This window comes from Silvibacterium sp. (assembly GCF_047605705.1).
Taxonomy (GTDB): Bacteria; Acidobacteriota; Terriglobia; order Terriglobales; family Acidobacteriaceae; genus Silvibacterium.
This window is the reverse complement of record NZ_JASGFD010000003.1, coordinates 54,084-72,745: the sequence shown is the minus strand read 5'-3', so window position 1 is coordinate 72,745 and position 18,662 is coordinate 54,084. Positions and strand designations below refer to the sequence as shown.

Here is an 18,662-nt window from a genome sequence, read left to right as displayed (position 1 = left end):
AGCGGGTGAAGGTTACATTTCAGGGGGAAGTTTCCATGTCAGACAACATCGTCATTCCGCTCGGATTTTTCGCTGCATTTATCTGGCTGGCAAGCATTGTTTTTACCAACCTCAGGCGTTCGCGCATCGCTCGTCGCCAGGCGGAATTGCAGGCGATCGTTCTGCACAAGCTGGAGTCTTCTCAAAGCCTGCTCGCCTATTCTCAGACCGAGGCCGGGCGCCAATTTCTCGACGGACTGACGCTCGAGCGGGAACAGCGGACGCCCTACAGCCGTATCCTCAACAGCGTTCAGGCGGGGATTATCCTCACCTGCTTCGGCGCGGCGATGCTGTTTCTGCGCTCAAAGCTTCAGTTTCCGGAGGAGGGCTTCACGGTGTTCGGAACTCTGGCGGTGGGTCTGGGCATAGGCTTCGGCATCTCGGGAGCAGCTTCCTACCTCCTGTCGCGGTCCTTCGGGCTGCTTGAAGTGGATTCGGTGCGCAGAGGTTAACGGGCTCGGATGACGGTGGCGGAGACAATTTCGCAATCTGCTGCTATCAGGAGCAGCGGCGCACGGGCTGGCAATGAGCAAGCGCTCGGGGAGGAGGCATTCGCCGTCCTCTACGAGCGCACGGCGCGTCCGCTTTGGGCCTATCTGGCGCGTGTCTCCGGACGCCGCGATGTGGCGGACGACCTCGTTCAGGAGACCTTCTGCCGCTACCTGCTGCGCTCCGGCGACCGCAAATCCGCCAGCTATACGTCCATGGACGAGGTCGAGGCGCGGCGATATCTCTTCCGCATCGCCACCAACCTGATGCACGATGTCTGGCGTCGCAAGGGGCGCGGCGCTGAAGAGGCGTTGCCGGATGAGCTGGGAAGTGAACTCCCGGCAAAGGCTGGCCTGGAGCGGGAAATGCAGCTCGACCTGCAGCGTGCTCTGGCGGAGATGAAGCCGCGCGAACGGGAATTGCTGTGGCTGGCGTACGTCGAAGGCATGGACCACGCGGAAATCGCAGCGGTGACCGGGCTGAACCGGCTGAGCGTGAAGATGCTCCTCTTTCGCGCACGAAAGAAGGCGGCGGAGCTTCTCGAGCCCTCGAGGAAGGAGCGCGTATGACATTTTCTGGATGTGAACGTGACGAGGAAGTACGGCGCGCGATGCGCGATGGTGGAATCGAATCGGAAGGATATGCCGGGCTTCGGCAGCATGTGGAGGCTTGCACGGGATGCATGCAGACAGTGAGACTAGCCGCGCTCTTTCAGCAGGAAGAAGAACAGCTGACTCACGCGGCGACGATCCCGCCGCTGGCCCAAATTCTGAACGAGGTCGCGAGCCGGCGAAAGAAAGCGGCACTGGAGCGTGCGACGACGATCTTCCATGCGCTGCGCGTGGTGGGCGTGGCCTACGGGCTGGCTGTGGCGGCGTGGCTGCTGCATCTGCTCTCGCATCTGGGGAACTTCAATACTGTGCAGACAGCTGCCGCGAGCATCACCCCGATGTTTTCCCACCTCGACGTGTCGATGAATGCTGTGACGGGAAACGCTGTTACGGGCAGTTATGCTCTTGGCGGACTGCTGGCATTTCTGCTCTGTATCGCAAGCGGGGTGTGGATCACTCTCCGCGATGAACGAGTCGCAGGCTAGCCAGGGTCACGGTTCAGCGCTCGCTGCATCCTCGGCGTCCGGTTGCGTCTGGCGGACAAGACGGATCGCATCTTCAGGGCAGGCCACAACGCAGAGATTACAGGCGTGGCATCGGTCTGCATTCGGTGTGAAGGCCTGCCAGCGGCCCACGAGCTTCTGGCGCTTCTTCGCCGAGACAGGAAGCCAGAACGTATCTTCCGCCGTGAGCCGCTGCATCTCGAAGACATCGAAAGGGCACACAGCCACGCAGTCCTGTTTGCCGTCACAGCGGCTGCGATCGATAACGGGAATCACGACACCCGTTTCTGGCTGGCACTGGCTGATGGGAACCTTCATTCGCCACTCTCCATATCCAGTGGGATGACGGAAATGCGCATGGCGGAGGCGTAAAGGCAATCACGTATACTTGCCCACGAATGACAGAGAAAATTCTCGCGCTTCTTGCCCACTTCATCATTGCCACTATTTCTGCTTCCGGATACGCCGGAGTGGCCCTGCTGATGGGAATCGAGTCGGCCTGCGTGCCGCTGCCTTCGGAAATCATCATGCCGTTTGCCGGCTACCTGGTGCATATGGGCACGCTCACCCTGCTGGGCGTGGCGACGGCCGGAGCTCTTGGCTGCAATCTCGGTTCGGCCGTGGCGTACTGGGTCGGCGCCGTTGGCGGCCGGCCCTTCATTGCGAAATACGGGCGTTTCGTGTTGCTGGACCACCGTGACCTTGACCGCGCAGAGCATTTCTTCTCGAAATACGGTTCGATCACCGTGTTTGTCGGCCGCCTGCTGCCGGTGATCCGCACCTTCATCGCGCTGCCCGCGGGAATCGCACGAATGCCGCAGCTTCGCTTCCATATCTACACGTTCCTGGGCTCGTGGCCGTGGTGCTTCGCGCTCGCCTATGTGGGCATGAAGCTGGGACAGGCGTGGGAGACCAATCCAGCGTTCAAGACGGCCTTCCATCGCTTCCATACTGCGGTTGTTGTGGTTCTGCTGGTGGGCATTGTCTGGTTTGTATGGACGCACTGGAAGGATCGCGTCCGCCCCCAGGAAGCGTAATTCTGGTACTCTGATTGTGGCCGCGAAAGGCGACGCAAAATCGCGGCCCAAGGCTTAAGCGCTTACGCTTAATCGCCTGCAAATTTATGAAAATGCAGGACATATCGCTCCTGCTGCCATTGGCCCCGCGATTCTCGCGACTGGGCCTTTTGGTGTTGTCGATTCATGCTTGAACGGGTGAGACTGACATGTCTGGTGCACAGGCAAATCAGTGAGGAGAACCTGCAAGCGATGTCTACACCTCAGGCTGAAACCATTCAGCCAGCAAACGGAAAACTTGGAGTGATGGTGGTCGGCATGGGATCCGTGGCCACCACGTTGATCGCCGGCGTAGAGGCAGTGCGTAAAGGGCTGGCCCAGCCGGTCGGGTCGCTGACCCAGATGGGCACGATCCGGCTCGGGAAGCGGACCGACAATAACACCCCGTTGATCAAGGACTTCGTGCCGCTCGCATCGCTGGACGATATCGAGTTTGCCGGCTGGGAGATTTTTCCGGAAGACATGTACGAGGCGGCGAGCCATGCCGCGGTGCTCGACAAGGACCATCTGCGGACGATCAAGCCATTCCTTGAGAGCATCAAGCCGATGCCCGCGGTCTTTGATCAGCACTATGTGAAGCGCCTGAACGGCACACACGTAAAGACCGGCAAGAGCAAGTGTGATCTTGCGCAGCAGGTGCGGGCCGACATCCAGAGTTTCCGCCAGAAGGTCGATCGCGTGGTGATGATCTGGACCGGCTCGACGGAGATCTTCCTGGAGCCGACCGAGGTTCACCAGACGCTGGCTTCGTTTGAGAAGGGTCTGGTCGACAACGATCCCGGCATCGCACCTTCGCAGATCTATGCCTACGCGGCGTTGAAGGAAGGTATTCCGTTTGCGAACGGTGCGCCGAACCTTACCGTCGATCTACCGTGCATGATCGAGCTCTCACGGCAGACCGGTGCGCCCATCTGCGGCAAGGATTTCAAGACCGGTCAGACATTCATCAAGACGGTGCTGGCCCCGGCCTTCAAGTCGCGCATGCTGGGTCTGAGCGGCTGGTACTCGACGAACATCCTCGGCAATCGTGATGGCGAAGTGCTGGACGATCCGGAGTCCTTCAAGACGAAGGAAGAGTCGAAGCTCGGCGTGCTCGATTACATCCTGCAGCCCGAGCTCCATCCGGCGCTCTACAAGGACATCTACCACAAGGTCCGCATCAACTATTACCCGCCGCGCGGCGATAACAAAGAGGGCTGGGACAACATCGACATCTTCGGATGGCTCGGCTACCCGATGCAGATTAAGGTGGATTTCCTCTGCCGTGATTCGATCCTTGCCGCTCCGCTGGCGCTCGATCTCGTCCTCTTCCTCGACCTTGCACAGCGCACGCCGGGGCTGAAGCACCGTGGCATCCAGGAGTGGCTGAGCTTCTACTTCAAGTCGCCGCAGACGGCCGAGGGGCTTTACCCGGAGCACGACCTGTTCATCCAGCAGATGAAGCTGAAGAACACGCTGCGCCATATCAAGGGCGAGGAACTGATCACGCACCTGGGTCTGGAATATTACGACTAAACCTGATCACGAAACGCAAAGCGCGGCCGGATTCGGCCGCGCTTTGCGTTTCAAGGCTGAAGGCGCAGTGAGCGGTGAGCTTCTCTGCGGCGGCGGATGTGCTCAGGCGCGAGCGGTGCCAGCCGGCCTTCGATGGCCTCGCTGTTGCGCTTGAAGAGAATGCCGAGCGCGATGAAGAGCGCGCCGATGACGGTCAGGGCGATCGTGAATCCAAAAGAATCGTGGAAGTAGCCTTCTGCCTCGCTTACGAGAAATGCGAAGACCCCGAGTGCGCCGAAGACCAGGAAGGCTCTGCGCTGCAGGATGATGGACACGGCGATCATCAGCAGGTGAATAAGGCAGTAGACGGCACGTCCGAGCTGGCTGCCACTGCCCATCAGGCTTAATCCGCCGGTGAAGGCGAGCAGGCCGAAGAGATAGAACCAGAAAGCAAAGTCGAGTTCCGAGAGACTGTCCAAAAGATAGCCGCAGATCAGCATGCCGATGCCGAAGGCCGTCGAGATCATGCATTCCTGATGAAAGCTCCAATTTGCGTGGAAGAGATATGCGGATGCGTCCATGGAGAGATACCACAGCGCATAGGCCGCAGGTGCGGCGACGAACGGGAAGCGGACGAACCACAAAGCGGTCAGCGCGACTACGACAGTTGAGATCTCCATCGCGATCCAGCTGCCATTGATGTAGGGATGGAAGTTGCTGTAGCCGCCGGGATCGGAGACCGGCCACCAGCCGACGGCTCTTTCAATCCCATAAATGGCAAGCGGCGTCATGGAAACCGCTACCGCGACAAGTAGGCCGCCGGGAATCTTTGTTGCGTTTCTTTGAAAGAGCAGCCATCCGGTGCATCCGAAGAGTGCGCCATAGGCGAGTGCGATGGCGCTGAGCATCTGGCCGGAGAGCGTATCCCATGAGCTGGTAACGAACCAGCCCATGGCACCGATGATGAGCAGCGCGCCCAGGTAATAGCTGACGTGCGCAGCCTCGAAGTTGGGAACGGTGTCCGGCTCTCGGCGGAGCTCCGCCTGGATGCGGACGAGTGTCTCCGGGGGCAGCCCGGCGTGTTCGATCGCGGCTGCCAGATCCTCCATGGATATCTTTCGCATGGGCGCCAGTATAACGAGGCTGAGAAGGTAAGTTTTCCTGAGCGGGGAATGCGCCTTTCTTCCCGTAAAATAAGCCTTTACGCAACGTATGAAAATTTTTCTTACTGGAGCAACGGGATTTGTCGGCGCGCATGTCGCGAAGGCGCTTGCAGCGCAGGGCGCGGAGATGCGCCTGCTGGTGCGCGCGACCAGCAAGCTCACTAATCTTGAAGGGCTGCCTGCGGAAACCATCGTCGGCGACCTGCTGAAGCCGGAGACGCTTCGCTCGTCGATCCGGGGCTGCGATGCGTTGATGCATGTGGCCGCGGACTACCGGCTGTGGGTGCGCGAACCGGAGACGATGTATGCCTCGAATGTCGAGGGCACACGCTCACTGCTGCGCATCGCGCAGGAAGAGGGAGTGCGGCGCGTCATCTGCACTTCGAGCGTAGCGACGATGGGCTTCAAGGAAGACGGCACGATCGTGGACGAGACAACACCGGTCTCGCTCGCGGACATGGTCGGCCACTACAAGCGGTCGAAGTTTTTGGGTGAGCAGGTAGCGATTGAAGCGGCGCGTGCAGGGCAGCAGGTGATGATCCTGAATCCCACCACGCCGATCGGGTCGCAGGACATTAAGCCGACGCCGACCGGGCGCATCATCGTGGACTTTTTGAATAAGAAGTTTCCAGCCTATGTCGACACCGGACTGAATCTGGTGGATGTGCGCGAGGTGGCGAAGGCGCATGTTGCTGCGCTTGAAGTCGGGCGACCGGGTGAGCGGTACATTCTCGGCGGCGAAAATCTGACGCTGAAGCAGATTCTCGACAAGATGTCTGCGATCACCGGCCTGCCTTCTCCCACGATGAAGGTGCCGCATAACGTGGCCATGGCCTTTGCGTTCTTCGACGAGACGTGGACGGGGAAGATTCGCGGCAAGGAGCCGCGGGCAACGGTAGAGGCGGTGCGGATGGGCAAGAAAAAGATGTTCGCTTCGTCGGCGAAGGCGCAGCGTGAGCTCGGCTTCCGGGTGATCCCGGTGTACGAGGCTCTGCGGACAGCGATCGACTGGTTTCGCGCGCACGGGTACGCGCCCGCATCATGAGCACGCGGATTGCAATTGTGGCGGCGATTCCCGGCGAGCTGACTCCGCTGGTAAAAGGCTGGAAGCAGACGGGCAAGTATAGCTGGTCCGGCAAGCTGGGTGAGCATGAGTGCGTTGCCGTGGCGGGGGGCATGGGCGCAGCGGCGGCGAATCGCGCGGTAAATGCGGTGCGCGGCAGCTTCGAGCCGGAGGTGCTGGTCTCCTATGGCTGGGCTGGAGCGCTGACCTGCGGGCTGAAGCCGGGCATGGCGAGCGGCATCACCGAGGTGGTGCACCTGGCTTCTGGCAAGCGCTATGAGTCGCAAAACGCCGAAGGAACACGGCTGCTGACGCTGAACTACGTGGCGCGGGCAGCCGATAAGCGCAAGCTCGCGGAACAAAACCGCGCCGTTCTCGTAGATATGGAAGCGGCGGCGGTGGCGCGGCTGGCGAAGGAGTATCGGCTGGGCTTCTACTGCTTCAAAGGCGTCTCGGACGGATATCTCGACGATCTGCCGGACTTCGGGCGCTTTATCTCGAACCAGGGCCAGCTGCGCATGCTGCCGTTTCTACAGTTTGTGGGGATGCGGCCGTGGTATTGGCGCTCCCTGGCGAAGCTCGGCACGAATAGCCGCAAAGCCGCGGCGGAGCTGGCGGACCTCACGCGTGAGTCTTTGCGCCAGTCTTTATAATCAAAGGGATAACCATGGCTACAGCTTCTGCAGTAACGAATGAAGTCGCAGGCGGTGCGATTCCCACGACCATGCGCGCTGCTGTCTATCGCGGCGTGAACGATGTGCGGGTGGAGACGGTCCCGGTGCCGGAGATCGGCCGGGGCGAAATCCTGATCCGCGTGGCGGCGTGCGGCATCTGCGGTACCGACCTCAAGAAGATTCACACCGGCTCGCATTCGGCTCCGCGTATCTTCGGGCATGAGACCGCGGGCACGGTGGTTGCTGTCGGCGAGGGTGTGACAAAGTTTGCCGTGGGCGACCGCGTGATGGCCTTCCATCATATTCCGTGCGGAAGCTGCTACTACTGCCGGAAGAAGACTTTCGCGCAGTGTGCGGTCTACAAGAAGGTTGGTATCACGGCGGGCTTCGAGCCTTCGGGCGGCGGCTTTGCGGAATATGTGCGCGTCATGGATTGGATCGTGGACGGTGGCGTGATTCGCATTCCCGATGGCGTGCCATTCGAGCAGGCGGCGTTCGTGGAGCCGGTGAATACCTGCTACAAGGCGATTAAGAACCTCGATCTGCAGCCGGACGAGACTGTGCTGGTGATTGGCCAGGGTCCGATCGGCATTCTGCTTGCGGCGCTGGCAGCACGCACGGGCGCGAAGGTGCTGACTGCGGACCTCTATGAGGAGCGCCATGCCGTAGCTGCGAGCTATGGGCTGAAGCATCCGATCCTCTCCGGCCAGACCGATATGGTCGCTGCTGCACGTGAAGCGAGCGAAGGCCGCGGGGCGGATGCGGTGATCCTGGCAGTGGGCGTGGATTCACTGATAAAGACGGCAATGGACGCGGCGCGGCCCGGTGGCCGTGTACTGCTTTTCGCGCAGACGCAGCATGGCGAGGCGACGGTTGATCCGGCGGCGATCTGTATGGATGAGAAGTTTCTGATCGGCTCGTACAGTGCGTCCGTTGAGATTCAGGACGAAGGTGCGCAGCTGGTCTTTGACGGCTACGCGAACGGCTTCGATCTGACGAAGCTGATCTCGCACCGTTATTCGATTGAGCAGGCGGTCGAGGCGATTGATGTTGCTTCGCATCCTACGGCGCAGTCGATGAAGATATTCATCCATCCGGGTCATGAATAGCGGTCTGAGAGAATAAACAGGGAAGAGACGTACCAGAAAATGGGTCAGGAAATGACAGCGGCGGTCCTCTACGGGCGAGAGGATGTGCGGATTGAACGGCTGCCCGTACCGAAGGCCGGACCGGGTGAGATCGTCGTGAAGGTGCATGCGGCGCTCACCTGCGGGACCGATCTGAAGGTCTATCGGCGGGGCTATCACGCGCGCATGCTGAAGCCACCCATTCCTTTTGGTCACGAGCTGGCCGGTACAGTGCATGAAGTCGGCGAGGGTGTGACGGCTTTCCGCGAAGGCGACCGCGTTGTGGCGTTGAACTCGGCTCCATGCGATGTGTGCTATTTCTGCAGGAAAGGTCAGCAGAATCTCTGCGACGACCTGCTGTTCAACAACGGCGCATATGCGGAGTACATCCGCATCCCGGCGCGCATCGTCGAAAAGAACACTTTGTTGGTGCCGGAAGAGCTACCCTTCGAGCACGCAGCTTTGACTGAGCCGCTGGCCTGCGTGGTGCGAGGCCTCGAAGAGAGCCAGGCGCAGCCGGGCGATCTGATGGCAGTCATCGGCGCGGGTCCGATCGGGCTGATGTTCATGCAGGCAGCGAAGATCGCTGGCGTGCGCGTGATCGCGGTGGTGAAGCATGACGCCCAGGTGGACGCGGCGAAGACCTTCGGTGCCGAGTGGGTGGTGCAGACAACGAAGGTCGAGGATCCGATTGCAGCGGTGCGTGCCCTGACGCCGGAAGGCCGTGGTGTGGATATCGCCATCGAAGCGGTCGCGGTTCCCGAGACCTGGCAATGGGCCGTGGACATGGTGCGCAAGGGCGGAACGGTGAACTTCTTTGGTGGACCAGCCTCGGGCACCAAGGTGGAACTTGATACGAATCGCCTGCACTATAACGACATCACGCTGAAGGCTACGTTCCATCACACACCGGGTACTGTACGCCGCGCATTCGAGATGATTCGCAGCGGCCAGTACAAGAGCCGCGAGACGATTACCGGGCGCGCTCCGCTGGCGGATCTGGATGCGGTGCTGCAGAGCTATCTGAAGCGCACGCGGCAGGATGGGTTGGGCGATATCAAGACGGCGATTATTCCGTAAGGTCCACGGCAGATGACTGCAAAGATGATTTCCAAGATGAACGGCGCGAAAGCTCAGTGCGCGCTGCCGATGCGGCAGCCGGTGGCTGCGGCGTGACCCTCAAGAACTCGCCGGAAATTCAGGAAGCCTACCGTACGTGTCGCGAGATCGCGCGGCGCGAGGCGAAGAACTTCTACTATTCCTTCCTTGCGCTTCCCGAAGCGAAACGGAATGCCATCTGCGCGGTTTACGCTTTCATGCGCCATGCCGATGATATCTCCGATGACGAACGGGTACCTCTCTCCGAGCGGCGCAGGACGATGGAAGCATGGCTGGCGGCATGGCATGCAGCCGCGGCAGGCGGCGCAACGTCCGACCCGGTATTCATCGCGCTGCGCGACGCTCAGGTGCGTTTCTCCATCTCGCATGAGCTGCTCGATCAGCTGGTGGAGGGCGTGACGATGGATCTACGCCGGGATGCACTCGCGGTGAGTGATCTCGCTTCTATGCCGCTCGAGACCTATGAGCGCTTCGAGGAGCTCTATCACTACTGCTATCTCGTTGCGTCGGTGGTGGGCTTGGTCTGCATTCGTATCTTCGGTTATACCGATCCACGCGCGGAGAAGCTGGCGGAAGAGACGGGTATTGCCTTTCAGATCACAAACATCCTGCGGGATGTGAAGGAAGATGTTGAACGTCGGCGAGTATATCTGCCGCTTGAAGATTTGCGTGCGCAAGGTGTGGAGCTGGATGGTCTCGCTACGCTGGCTGAACGTGGCGGCGCTCCGAACGAGAATGTAAGGCGCCTGCTGGCCTTCGAGGCAAATCGTGCCGAGCACTATTACAAATCCGGCCAGGCGCTGCTGCCACTGATTTCGTCCGACGCTCGGCCTGCGTTGTGGGTGCTGATTCGCATCTACCACCAGCTGCTGCGCGAGATCGAGTTGAAGCGCTTCGATGTGTTCACGGAGCGGGTACAGGTTTCCACGGCGAAGAAACTCAGCTTCCTGGGGCTGGGTATCCTGAGGACTCTGCTGGTAAGGGTAAGCGGAGGACGCTGATGCCTCCTCCCGCTCGCCAGGCCGTGATTGTAGTGGGCGGTGGCGTTGCGGGAATCGCGGCGGGATGCGCGCTGGCGGATCATGGCTATCGCGTGCAGTTGCTGGAGCGGCAATCGTATCTCGGTGGCCGCGCCTGCTCATATGAGCACCCGGGGACTGGGGAAGTGATAGATAACTGCCAGCATGTGCTGCTGGGCTGCTGCACAAATCTCATCGACCTCTATCGCAGGCTCGGTCTCGAAGATGAAATCTCATGGTTCCGTGCACTGACACTGCTTGAACCTGGTGGACGAAGGAGCATCCTCGAGCCATCGTCGATGCCAGCGCCGCTACACTTCTCCGCCTCGCTCCTCAAGGCCAGCTGCTTCTCGACCTCTGACAAGATCACGATTGCGGCTGGTATACGCGCCTTCCTTTTTCATAAGCCCGACGGGGAAGAAGAGAGCCTTGCGCAATGGCTTGAGCATCACCAGCAGACAGAAGCCGCAATCCGGCGTTTCTGGCATCCACTGCTGGTGAACGCGCTGAACGAGGAGCCAGAGCATATTCCGCTGAAGCATGCGGTAAAACTTTTTCGCGAAGCCTTCTTGCTTTCTGCGGAGGGCGGAAGCATGGGCATCCCGCGGCTGCCGCTGAGCGAGTTGCACGGCCGCGCGCAGCAGTACATCGAAGCACGGGGCGGGAAGGTACATCTGCGCACGAACGTCGCATGCTTTGAACGCATTGGCGAACAGTGGAGGGCACGCACTGAGGATGGGCAAGCCTTCCATAGTGACAATGTGATCCTGGCTGTGCCTGTCGACGCGCTGGATGAGCTGATGTCCGGGCTGCCCCGCAGCGACGCGAGCCGGCAACTGACTTTAGGCCTCGGAAGTTTTTCGCATGCACCGATCGTCAGCGTGCACCTGTGGTTCGACCGGGAGGTCACCGATCTTACGCATGCGGCGCTGCTCGATTCGCCGCTCCACTGGCTCTTTCACAAGTCAAAGCTGCAACCGGGCCACGCCAACGGGGGGCGCAGCTATATCGAGCTGGTGGTCACTTCGTCAAAGAGCATGGCCGAGATGCAGCGCTCCGAAATCATCGACCTTGCGATGGAAGAGCTGGCGCGCTTTCTGCCAGAAGTGGCGGAGGCGGTATTGGTGAAGGCCACAGTCATCAAGGAAATGCACGCAACCTGCAACCTGCCACCGCCGCTCGATACACTGCGCCCCGGACCGGAGAGCCCGTGGAAGAGCATCTATCTGGCAGGGGACTGGACGGCGACGGGCTGGCCTTCCTCAATGGAGAGCGGCGTGCGCAGCGGTTACATCGCAGCTGAGGCCCTTGCGCATACGAATCAGGACGAAACAAAGTTTCTGGTCCCTGACCTACAGCCCACGGGATGGATGAAGTTTTTCACATAGGCGTTCGGCGACATCGAACTCTCTCGGAAATACGTATCAACCTTTCCGGGGGATTGCGCACTCTAAGCCAGTGACATGCCAGACACAAAGAACGAACCCGCCTTCCAGCCCATTCAGAACTACGGTGTGATCGGCAATATGCGCTCGATCGCATTGGTCAGTATCGAGGGCAGCATCGACTTCCTCTGCTTTCCGAATTTCGATTCACCGAGTGTTTTTGCCGGGCTGTTGGATCCGGACAAGGGTGGCCATCTAAAGCTCGCGCCGTGCATGCCGGATATGCGCATCAAGCAGATGTATCTGCCCGATACAAACATCCTGCTGACACGGTTTCTGTCGGAAGATGGCGTGGTGGAGCTTACGGACTTCATGCCGGTCGTGGAGGATCCGACGAAGAGCCATTACGGGCACCACATCATCCGCATGCTGCGCGTGGTGAAGGGAGATGTGCCGTTTGAAATGCATTGCGCACCGCGCTTCAACTATGCGCGATCAAGCCATACGGCCAACAGGAATCAGGATGCAGTGTGCTTTGTGCCCGAAGGGGAACAGCAGCCCAGCATGGCTCTGCACGCGACTTTTCCGATCGAAATTGATGGTAACGACACAGTAGCGAAGTTCACGCTCAAAGCCGGTGAAACTGCGATGCTGGCCTTCGGTGAAGTGGACAAGGAAGAGAAGTCCGATTACGCGGAGCTCGACAAGGCGAACATCGTCGAGCACTTTGAAGAGACAGCACGCTATTGGCGCGAATGGATTTCGAGATCGAACTATAAGGGTCGCTGGCGCGAAATGGTGAATCGCTCAGCGCTCACGCTGAAGTTGATGTGCAGCCAGGAGTATGGATCGTTGATTGCGGCTGCAACCTTCGGGCTGCCGGAGCGCGTGGGTGGCGAGCGAAACTGGGATTATCGCTACACGTGGCTGCGCGATTCAGCCTTCTCGCTCTATGCATTCATGCGACTCGGATTCGTCGAAGAGGCTTCGGAATTTACGCGCTGGCTGCGCCAGCGCGTGCATGAAGATGCCGAGCATGGTCCGCTGCAGGTGATGTATCGCCCCGACGGCAATCAGGAGATCGATGAGGAAATCCTCGAAAATCTTCGCGGATACCGTGATTCCCGCCCGGTGCGCATCGGCAATGCCGCCTATCAACAGCTTCAGCTCGATATTTACGGTGAGCTGCTGGACGCCGTTTATCTGGCCAACAAGTACGGTGACGCGATCACCTATGACGGCTGGAAGGGCATCAAGCGCACGATGGATTGGCTGGAGAAGAACTGGCGACGGCCGGACGAAGGCATCTGGGAGGTGCGCGGCGGCGCGAAAGAGTTCCTCCACTCAAGGCTGATGTGCTGGGTTGCCTTTGACCGCATGATCCGCTTGGCAGAAAAGCGGTCGCTCGCCGCACCCTTTGAACGATGGCTCAAAGTGCGGGATGAGATCTACGAAAGCATCTTCGAGGAATTCTGGAGCGAGAATCTCCAGTCGTTTGTGCAGTACAAGGGGGCGGAAACTGTGGATGCCTCGGTATTGCTCATGCCGCTGATGCGTTTCATCAGCCCGGCAGATCCACGCTGGCTCTCGACGCTGAAGGCGATCGAGGAGCGCCTGACCGAGGACGCACTGGTTTATCGCTATAACAATCTTTCTGACAATGTGGATGGACTGAGCGGAAGCGAAGGCAGCTTTACAGCCTGCTCCTTCTGGTTTGTGGAGGCGCTGGCGCGTTCGCACCAGGTGGACAAGGCGCGTTTACTTCTAGAGAAGATGCTGGGCTATGCGAACCATCTCGGACTCTATGCCGAGCAGCTTGGATCGAGCGGCGAGCACCTGGGGAACTTTCCGCAGGCATTTACGCATCTTGCGTTGATCAGTGCGGCGACCTATCTCGACAAGGCACTGAACGACGGGCATTCACTCACGGCGTGGCGTTAAGCGCGCCGTGAGCAAATTGCTTAGTGCGTGATGAGAGCGACACCGGCGCAAACAAGTATCGCGGCGATCCAGCGGCGGCGATCGACGGCTTCCTTGAGAAAGAATTTTGCAGCGACGGCGTTGGTCACAAAGGTGAGTGACGCTGTCGCCGGAGCGACAAGGCTCAGATCCGCATTGCTCAGGGCGAAGAGCAACGAAAAGAAGCTCAGGGCCATGAACGTCACACCGGTGATAAATTTCACGCTGCTCAGAACGGCGCCGATTGCGCCGAAGATGCCGCGCTTGGCCCGGATTTCATCGAGGTCGCCGATGGAGCGCATGGCGGAGGCGATCATGATGTCGCCAACGGTTGCGGTGACGACGACTGAGCCGATCATGAGGGCATCGGCGCCGGCATTCTGAATCATCACGAGACACGCTCCCGCTGCGGCAACGCGGCTGAATCGGAGTCAGCGTGATCCTTGCCGGAGTCTTCGACTTCTGTGTAGGAGGGGCCTTGTGCCACAAAGCCAACAGCCATGGTAATAAGCAGGATTCCGAGCCAGCGCAGGGGAGAGATCTGCTCATGACGCCAGAACTTTGCCAGCAGGGCAACGATGACATTGCCGATGGAAGTTGCGGGCAGAACATAGGTGAGATCGGCCCACGAGAGAGACGCGAGATACGACGCGAAGAATCCGATGAGCAGCGCGATCCCGAGAAATACCTGGGGTACGGCGATGGCGTGGATGAGCGAGGAGAGGTGGTGTAGATCGACCGGGCCGACCTTCTTCATGCCTACGCTGAGTAGGGTGTCACCCAGTGGGGCTGTGACGGCGACGACAGCCAGCACCAGATAGCGCGGCAATGTCATGGTGGATTTGGTCATCTACGTTCCGGACAAAGGCTAAGACAGGTGTTTGATGCTCGAAAAGAAGAAACGGCCAGCGAATCTGCTGGCCGTTTCCCGTTGCTGCTCAGGTTTATGCGCCAGCCTTGGCCGGCGTAGTGGTTTCAGACCCTTGCTGCGCCTTGGCCTGCTTCACAACGCGATTACGCTGCGCGCGGAGCTTGAGGAAGGACTTCGACTCGGCATAGAGACGCTTGAGGTCGCGGTTGATGATCGCCTTCGAAACGACGCGCCATGCTGCCTTGGGGCGGAAGTAGTACTCGTCGTAGAAGCGGTGAACCATCTCGAGCACGTACTCCTTGGGCAGACCAGGGTACTCGATGTGCGCGAGCTGGTGGCCTTCTTCGTCGACCATCTTGCCGTCGTTGATGATGAAGCCGTTCGCCTTGGCGTACTCGTGGAACTCGGTGCCGGGGTAGGCGTGCGCGATGGAGACCTGAATGGTTTCAACGTCCAGGCTCTTGGCGAAGTTGATGGTGTTGCGGATCGATTCCTTCGTCTCGCCGGGCAGGCCGAGGATGAAGTCGCCGTGGATGGTCAGGCCGAGATCGTGGCAATCCTTCGTGAAGTCACGCGCACGCTCGACGGTGGCGCCCTTCTTGATGTTCTTGAGGATCTGCGGATCGCCCGACTCGTAGCCGACGATGAGCAGGCGGCAGCCGGCTTCGCGCATGGCCTTCAGCGTCTCGCGGTCGGTGGTAACGCGCGAGGTGCAGGACCAGGTGAGACCGAGCGGCTTCAGCTTTGCGCAGAGCTCGATGGTGCGAGCCTTCTGGATATTGAAGGTGTCGTCGTCGAAGAAAAATTCCTTTACGTGCGGGAAGAGCTTCTTGGCGTGCGCCATTTCGGCGGCGACGTCATCGGTGGAGCGCTTGCGCCACGCGTGGCCCGAGAGCGTCTGCGGCCAGAGGCAGAAGGTGCACTGCGCTGGGCATCCGCGCGTCGAGTAAAGCGAAACGTAGGGGTGCAGCAGGAACGGAACGTTGTACTTCGTCACGTCCATGTCGCGGGCGTAGATATCCGTGACCCAGGGCATCGCGTCGAGGTCTTCGACCTGCGGACGATCCGGGTTATGTACGATCTGGCCGTCCTTGCGGTAGCTGATCCCGAGGATTTCGTCGAGCGGCTTGCCGTTGGCAAACTCGACCGTCGAGAAGTCGAACTCTCGGCGGCAAACGAAGTCGATGACGGAGCACTCGTTCAGTGCGCGATCCGGCGAGGTGGTGACCGGCGGCCCGACGAAGGCGATGCGAATGTTCGGGTTGGCGCGCTTGATGGCCTCAGCCAGCTTCTGATCGCCCGTCCAGCCCGGGGTGCTGGTGAAGAGCACCAGGAAGTCGAAGCTCTTCGCCAATTCGATCGTCTCTTCCGCAGAGACGTGATGCGGCGGAGCGTCGAGAAGCTTGGAGCCTTCGAGCATGCCGGCAGGGTAAGCCAGCCATACCGGGTACCAGTAGGACTCGATCTCGCGGGTTGCAGGCCAGCGGGAGCTTGCGCCGCCGTCGAAGTTCTCGAAGGATGGAGGATTCAGAAACAGTGTTTTCAGAGGCATGGCAATCTCACCTATTTTACCATTTGCGCATCAAAGCGCGGCTAACTTAAAGAAATCAAAATCGTTGACCTGAACGGTACGGGGTGTGCTCAGGGCTGCGGCGTGGCGGCTACCGACGAGTGGACCCAGTTCGCAACCTCGCCCAGCGAACGCATCAGTCCAAGCTCGGAGCGCATCAGCTGCATCTGCGCGTCGAGGGCTCCTTCGTAGCGCTCGCGCTCTTCAATGTGAGCGAGAGCAGCATCCTTAGGGGTGACCTGCGGCTGCGAACCGCCACTGCCAGACCCCTGAAGCTGTGCTTCGACGGTGGCGAGCTGCTCCTGCGCCAGCTCGGATTGGAGTTGCGCAACGCGGCGCTGGACCTTCAGTTCACGAATGCCGTGGTTGAGTACAAGCACCTGTTCGCTGACCTTCTCCTTGGCCTGATTGGCCTCGACATTGGCGCGCGCAGCGTCGGCCGCCGATTCGCGGGCCTTGGCGCGACGGCTTGCGTCGAAGATGGGGAAGGTGATCTGGACGCCGACGTCGAAGTTGTTGTGCTGGAAGCGCAGGTAGTACTCGTTGTAGTTGTTGAACTCGGCGTAACGGTTATATTCGAGGCCGAAACCGAATTGCGGGCGGTAATTTTGCTTTTCGTCGCCGAACGCGATCTGCGTCTTCGACTTGGCATTCAGGTAAGCCGCGCGGATGCTGTTATTCGACGCGATCGCGTTGGAGTCCAAGGCATCCGTGAAGTTCGGCTCGGCTGGGACGCTGGCACGGTCCGTGGTCAGGCCTGCAGTCGGGATGCCGGCCAGGTGTGAGATCTTCTGGCGCATCTCGTCGGCATCGTCTTCCAGATGCATGCGCTTTTCGTCGACCTGCGCAGAGGTAAGCTCGGCCCTGGTCAGCTCGGTGCGGCCGTCTACGCCGGCTTGCAGCCGCTGTTGCTCGATCGAGACCAGCTTGTCCGCGAACTGTTTCTCCTCATCCAACGCCGCGATCTGCTGCAGATCATTGTCAAGCTGGATATAGGCAGTCGTGGTGTCGAGGGCGACCTGCTCCTGGTCGTCCTTCAGGCTGATCTGTGCCGATTCCAGCGATGCGCGCGCCGAGCGGATGTAGTCCGGTTGCGAAAACGAATAAATAAGCGACTGCAGTGCGACGTTGTAGACGGAGGGTTGGCCGACCGGGAAGCCGTAGGAGTAACCAAGGCTCGAACCGAGTACGGCGCTGGGCAGATACACGTCCTTGGATTCGGATAAGCCGGCTGCGGCCTTCTGCACGTTGGCCTGGGCGATGCGGACCTGGCTGCTGTTGCGCATGGCGAGGTCGACGACCGAGGCCAGCGAAACCTGGGCATGCACGTGAGGGGTCGCGGCAAGAGCGCAGGCCGTGAGCGCAACGGCGATCCGGGTATGGAATGCCTTTTGATTCATAGAGAAAACAGCTTCATTCTATCGTCCTCTTGCCAGTTGCCCGGTGACGATCTGTGTTCGCCGGCACGGGCTATCGACCGGACGGGTTAGTGGACTAACGTCCGGACTGCACTTTCTTTGATTCCTGCCGCGTGCCGGTAAAGCCTGTGGCTAATGCGCGTGCGGCTGTATAGGACTTCTCGGCCTGCACGGTGTCTCCCTGACTGCGGTACAGGCTTCCGAGTTTGTCCAGCACGACAAAGGCGGGGGCATCTTCGCTAAGGGAACTACCTGAGAGATACTGCTGCATCCACTGTGTGGCGAGTTCGGGATGGCGTTTCGTCTCGATGAGCGTCGATGCGCCGTCCACGAGCGCCGGGCCGTGATCGGTAGCCTTGCTCGCTCCGCTGAGCAAGGCGGACTCCATTTGATCCCACTGCGCGCGTCGACGGTAGAAACTGCCGAGATCCATCCATGTCTGGGCGGCATCAGCGGGCGTGAGGTCGGCTGCGAGTGTGACCCGCTGACGGAACTCCTGCTCTGCGGTGCCGTAGTCTTTTTTCTGTTCGGCGATGCGGGCCAGGAGTTCGTGTGCGCGGATCGGGGCATAGGCCTGGAGTTGCTGCGCTACAGCCTGCGCCTTGGAGGCGCCTCCGCCGAGTACCGCCGGTGCTTCGATATAAAACTGGCCAACGTCCGAGAGAGCTTCTCCGTTGTGAGGGTCGAGGCTGGCGGCAGCTTCAAATTCTTCGCGGGTAAGCTTGGCAATCTTGTAGGCGGTAACGAAATTTACGCGGCTGGCCTTTTCGCCGTACGCGCGGCCGAGCCAGAGATGGAAATTGCTGTTCTGCGGCGAGAGACGCACGGCCTGGGCACAGTCGCCGATGGCTTCATCCCAGCGCTCTTCCGCGTAATAAACCCGGCAGCGCAGGTTCAGCGCGAGGGCGTCTGTGGGATTCTGCTGAAGATCGTCATTGAGAATGCTAAGGGCGCGATCCGCCTGGCCACGGTTGAGGGCATCCTGTGCCTCGCCCGTGGTTGTCGCAGACAGGGCGTGCGCGGCGATGGTGGTGGTCACCAGCGCCGCTGCCAGAACGAGAGTGCGGGGACGAAACAATCGA

At 60.0% G+C, this 18,662-nt stretch carries 19 protein-coding genes; 12 read left to right on the top strand and 7 right to left on the bottom strand.

Annotated features, from left to right (window positions below; all coding sequences use genetic code 11):
- Positions 1–35: 35 nt before the first annotated feature.
- From QM649_RS01760 to QM649_RS01750, 3 genes are all read left to right on the top strand, one after another.
- Positions 36–491 carry a hypothetical protein gene (locus tag QM649_RS01760; protein ID WP_415197282.1) on the top strand — a complete coding sequence of 152 codons (456 nt, stop codon included), beginning with the start codon at positions 36–38 and terminating at the stop codon, positions 489–491.
- Positions 492–506: 15 nt separating this feature from the next.
- A complete protein-coding gene (locus tag QM649_RS01755; protein ID WP_415197281.1) occupies positions 507–1,097 on the top strand; it encodes an RNA polymerase sigma factor in 591 nt (196 codons plus the stop codon).
- Between the two features lie 113 nt (positions 1,098–1,210).
- Complete coding sequence (locus QM649_RS01750) at positions 1,211–1,624, top strand: hypothetical protein (RefSeq protein WP_415197280.1); 414 nt, start codon at positions 1,211–1,213, stop codon at positions 1,622–1,624.
- Between the two features lie 6 nt (positions 1,625–1,630).
- On the opposite strand, the gene QM649_RS01745 is transcribed toward QM649_RS01750, so the two are convergent.
- Positions 1,631–1,960, bottom strand: coding sequence for an ATP-binding protein (locus QM649_RS01745; protein ID WP_415197279.1), 330 nt, complete (start codon positions 1,958–1,960; stop codon positions 1,631–1,633).
- Positions 1,961–2,040: 80 nt separating this feature from the next.
- On the opposite strand from QM649_RS01745, the gene QM649_RS01740 reads away from it, so the two are divergent.
- Both QM649_RS01740 and QM649_RS01735 read left to right on the top strand, forming a co-directional pair.
- Positions 2,041–2,679 carry a DedA family protein gene (locus QM649_RS01740; RefSeq protein ID WP_415197278.1) on the top strand — a complete coding sequence of 213 codons (639 nt, stop codon included), beginning with the start codon at positions 2,041–2,043 and terminating at the stop codon, positions 2,677–2,679.
- A gap of 231 nt (positions 2,680–2,910) precedes the next feature.
- Positions 2,911–4,233 carry an inositol-3-phosphate synthase gene (locus tag QM649_RS01735; protein WP_415197277.1) on the top strand — a complete coding sequence of 441 codons (1,323 nt, stop codon included), beginning with the start codon at positions 2,911–2,913 and terminating at the stop codon, positions 4,231–4,233.
- 50 nt (positions 4,234–4,283) lie between these two features.
- Here QM649_RS01735 and QM649_RS01730 read toward each other — a convergent pair whose 3' ends face one another.
- Complete coding sequence (locus QM649_RS01730; RefSeq protein ID WP_415197276.1) at positions 4,284–5,321, bottom strand: hypothetical protein; 1,038 nt, start codon at positions 5,319–5,321, stop codon at positions 4,284–4,286.
- Positions 5,322–5,424: 103 nt separating this feature from the next.
- On the opposite strand from QM649_RS01730, the gene hpnA reads away from it, so the two are divergent.
- The 7 genes from hpnA to QM649_RS01695 all read left to right on the top strand — a co-directional run bounded on the left by hpnA (position 5,425) and on the right by QM649_RS01695 (position 13,703).
- A complete protein-coding gene (gene hpnA, locus QM649_RS01725) occupies positions 5,425–6,420 on the top strand; it encodes a hopanoid-associated sugar epimerase (RefSeq protein WP_415197275.1) in 996 nt (331 codons plus the stop codon).
- Positions 6,417–7,091 carry a nucleoside phosphorylase gene (locus QM649_RS01720; protein WP_415197274.1) on the top strand — a complete coding sequence of 225 codons (675 nt, stop codon included), beginning with the start codon at positions 6,417–6,419 and terminating at the stop codon, positions 7,089–7,091. The genes hpnA and QM649_RS01720 overlap by 4 nt, the downstream gene beginning before the upstream one ends.
- 14 nt (positions 7,092–7,105) lie before the next feature.
- Positions 7,106–8,221, top strand: coding sequence for a zinc-dependent dehydrogenase (locus tag QM649_RS01715; RefSeq protein WP_415197273.1), 1,116 nt, complete (start codon positions 7,106–7,108; stop codon positions 8,219–8,221).
- A 39-nt stretch (positions 8,222–8,260) separates the two neighbouring features.
- Positions 8,261–9,319, top strand: a complete 1,059-nt coding sequence (locus QM649_RS01710; protein ID WP_415197272.1) for a zinc-dependent alcohol dehydrogenase — start codon at positions 8,261–8,263, stop codon at positions 9,317–9,319.
- A 56-nt stretch (positions 9,320–9,375) separates the two neighbouring features.
- Positions 9,376–10,359 (top strand): phytoene/squalene synthase family protein, encoded by a 984-nt coding sequence (locus QM649_RS01705; protein ID WP_415197271.1) that lies wholly within the window; start codon positions 9,376–9,378, stop codon positions 10,357–10,359.
- A complete protein-coding gene (hpnE, locus tag QM649_RS01700; RefSeq protein WP_415197270.1) occupies positions 10,359–11,765 on the top strand; it encodes a hydroxysqualene dehydroxylase HpnE in 1,407 nt (468 codons plus the stop codon). Before QM649_RS01705 ends, hpnE begins: the two co-directional genes overlap by 1 nt.
- Before the next feature lie 75 nt (positions 11,766–11,840).
- Positions 11,841–13,703, top strand: coding sequence for a glycoside hydrolase family 15 protein (locus tag QM649_RS01695; protein ID WP_415197269.1), 1,863 nt, complete (start codon positions 11,841–11,843; stop codon positions 13,701–13,703).
- 20 nt (positions 13,704–13,723) lie between these two features.
- Here the strand turns inward: QM649_RS01695 and QM649_RS01690 are convergent, their stop codons facing one another.
- From QM649_RS01690 to QM649_RS01670, 5 genes are all read right to left on the bottom strand, one after another.
- Positions 13,724–14,110 (bottom strand): EamA family transporter, encoded by a 387-nt coding sequence (locus tag QM649_RS01690; RefSeq protein ID WP_415197361.1) that lies wholly within the window; start codon positions 14,108–14,110, stop codon positions 13,724–13,726.
- Positions 14,110–14,571, bottom strand: coding sequence for an EamA family transporter (locus QM649_RS01685; protein WP_415197268.1), 462 nt, complete (start codon positions 14,569–14,571; stop codon positions 14,110–14,112). The genes QM649_RS01690 and QM649_RS01685 overlap by 1 nt, the downstream gene beginning before the upstream one ends.
- A gap of 94 nt (positions 14,572–14,665) precedes the next feature.
- Entirely contained in the window at positions 14,666–16,144 is a 1,479-nt protein-coding gene (gene hpnJ / locus QM649_RS01680) for a hopanoid biosynthesis associated radical SAM protein HpnJ (RefSeq protein ID WP_415197267.1), read from the bottom strand.
- 89 nt (positions 16,145–16,233) lie between these two features.
- Positions 16,234–17,562 carry a TolC family protein gene (locus tag QM649_RS01675; RefSeq protein ID WP_415197266.1) on the bottom strand — a complete coding sequence of 443 codons (1,329 nt, stop codon included), beginning with the start codon at positions 17,560–17,562 and terminating at the stop codon, positions 16,234–16,236.
- Positions 17,563–17,656: 94 nt separating this feature from the next.
- The gene (locus QM649_RS01670; protein WP_415197265.1) at positions 17,657–18,658 is read right to left on the bottom strand and encodes a tetratricopeptide repeat protein; all 1,002 of its coding nucleotides are present in this window, start codon (positions 18,656–18,658) and stop codon (positions 17,657–17,659) included.
- Between the last annotated feature and the right edge of the window lie 4 nt (positions 18,659–18,662).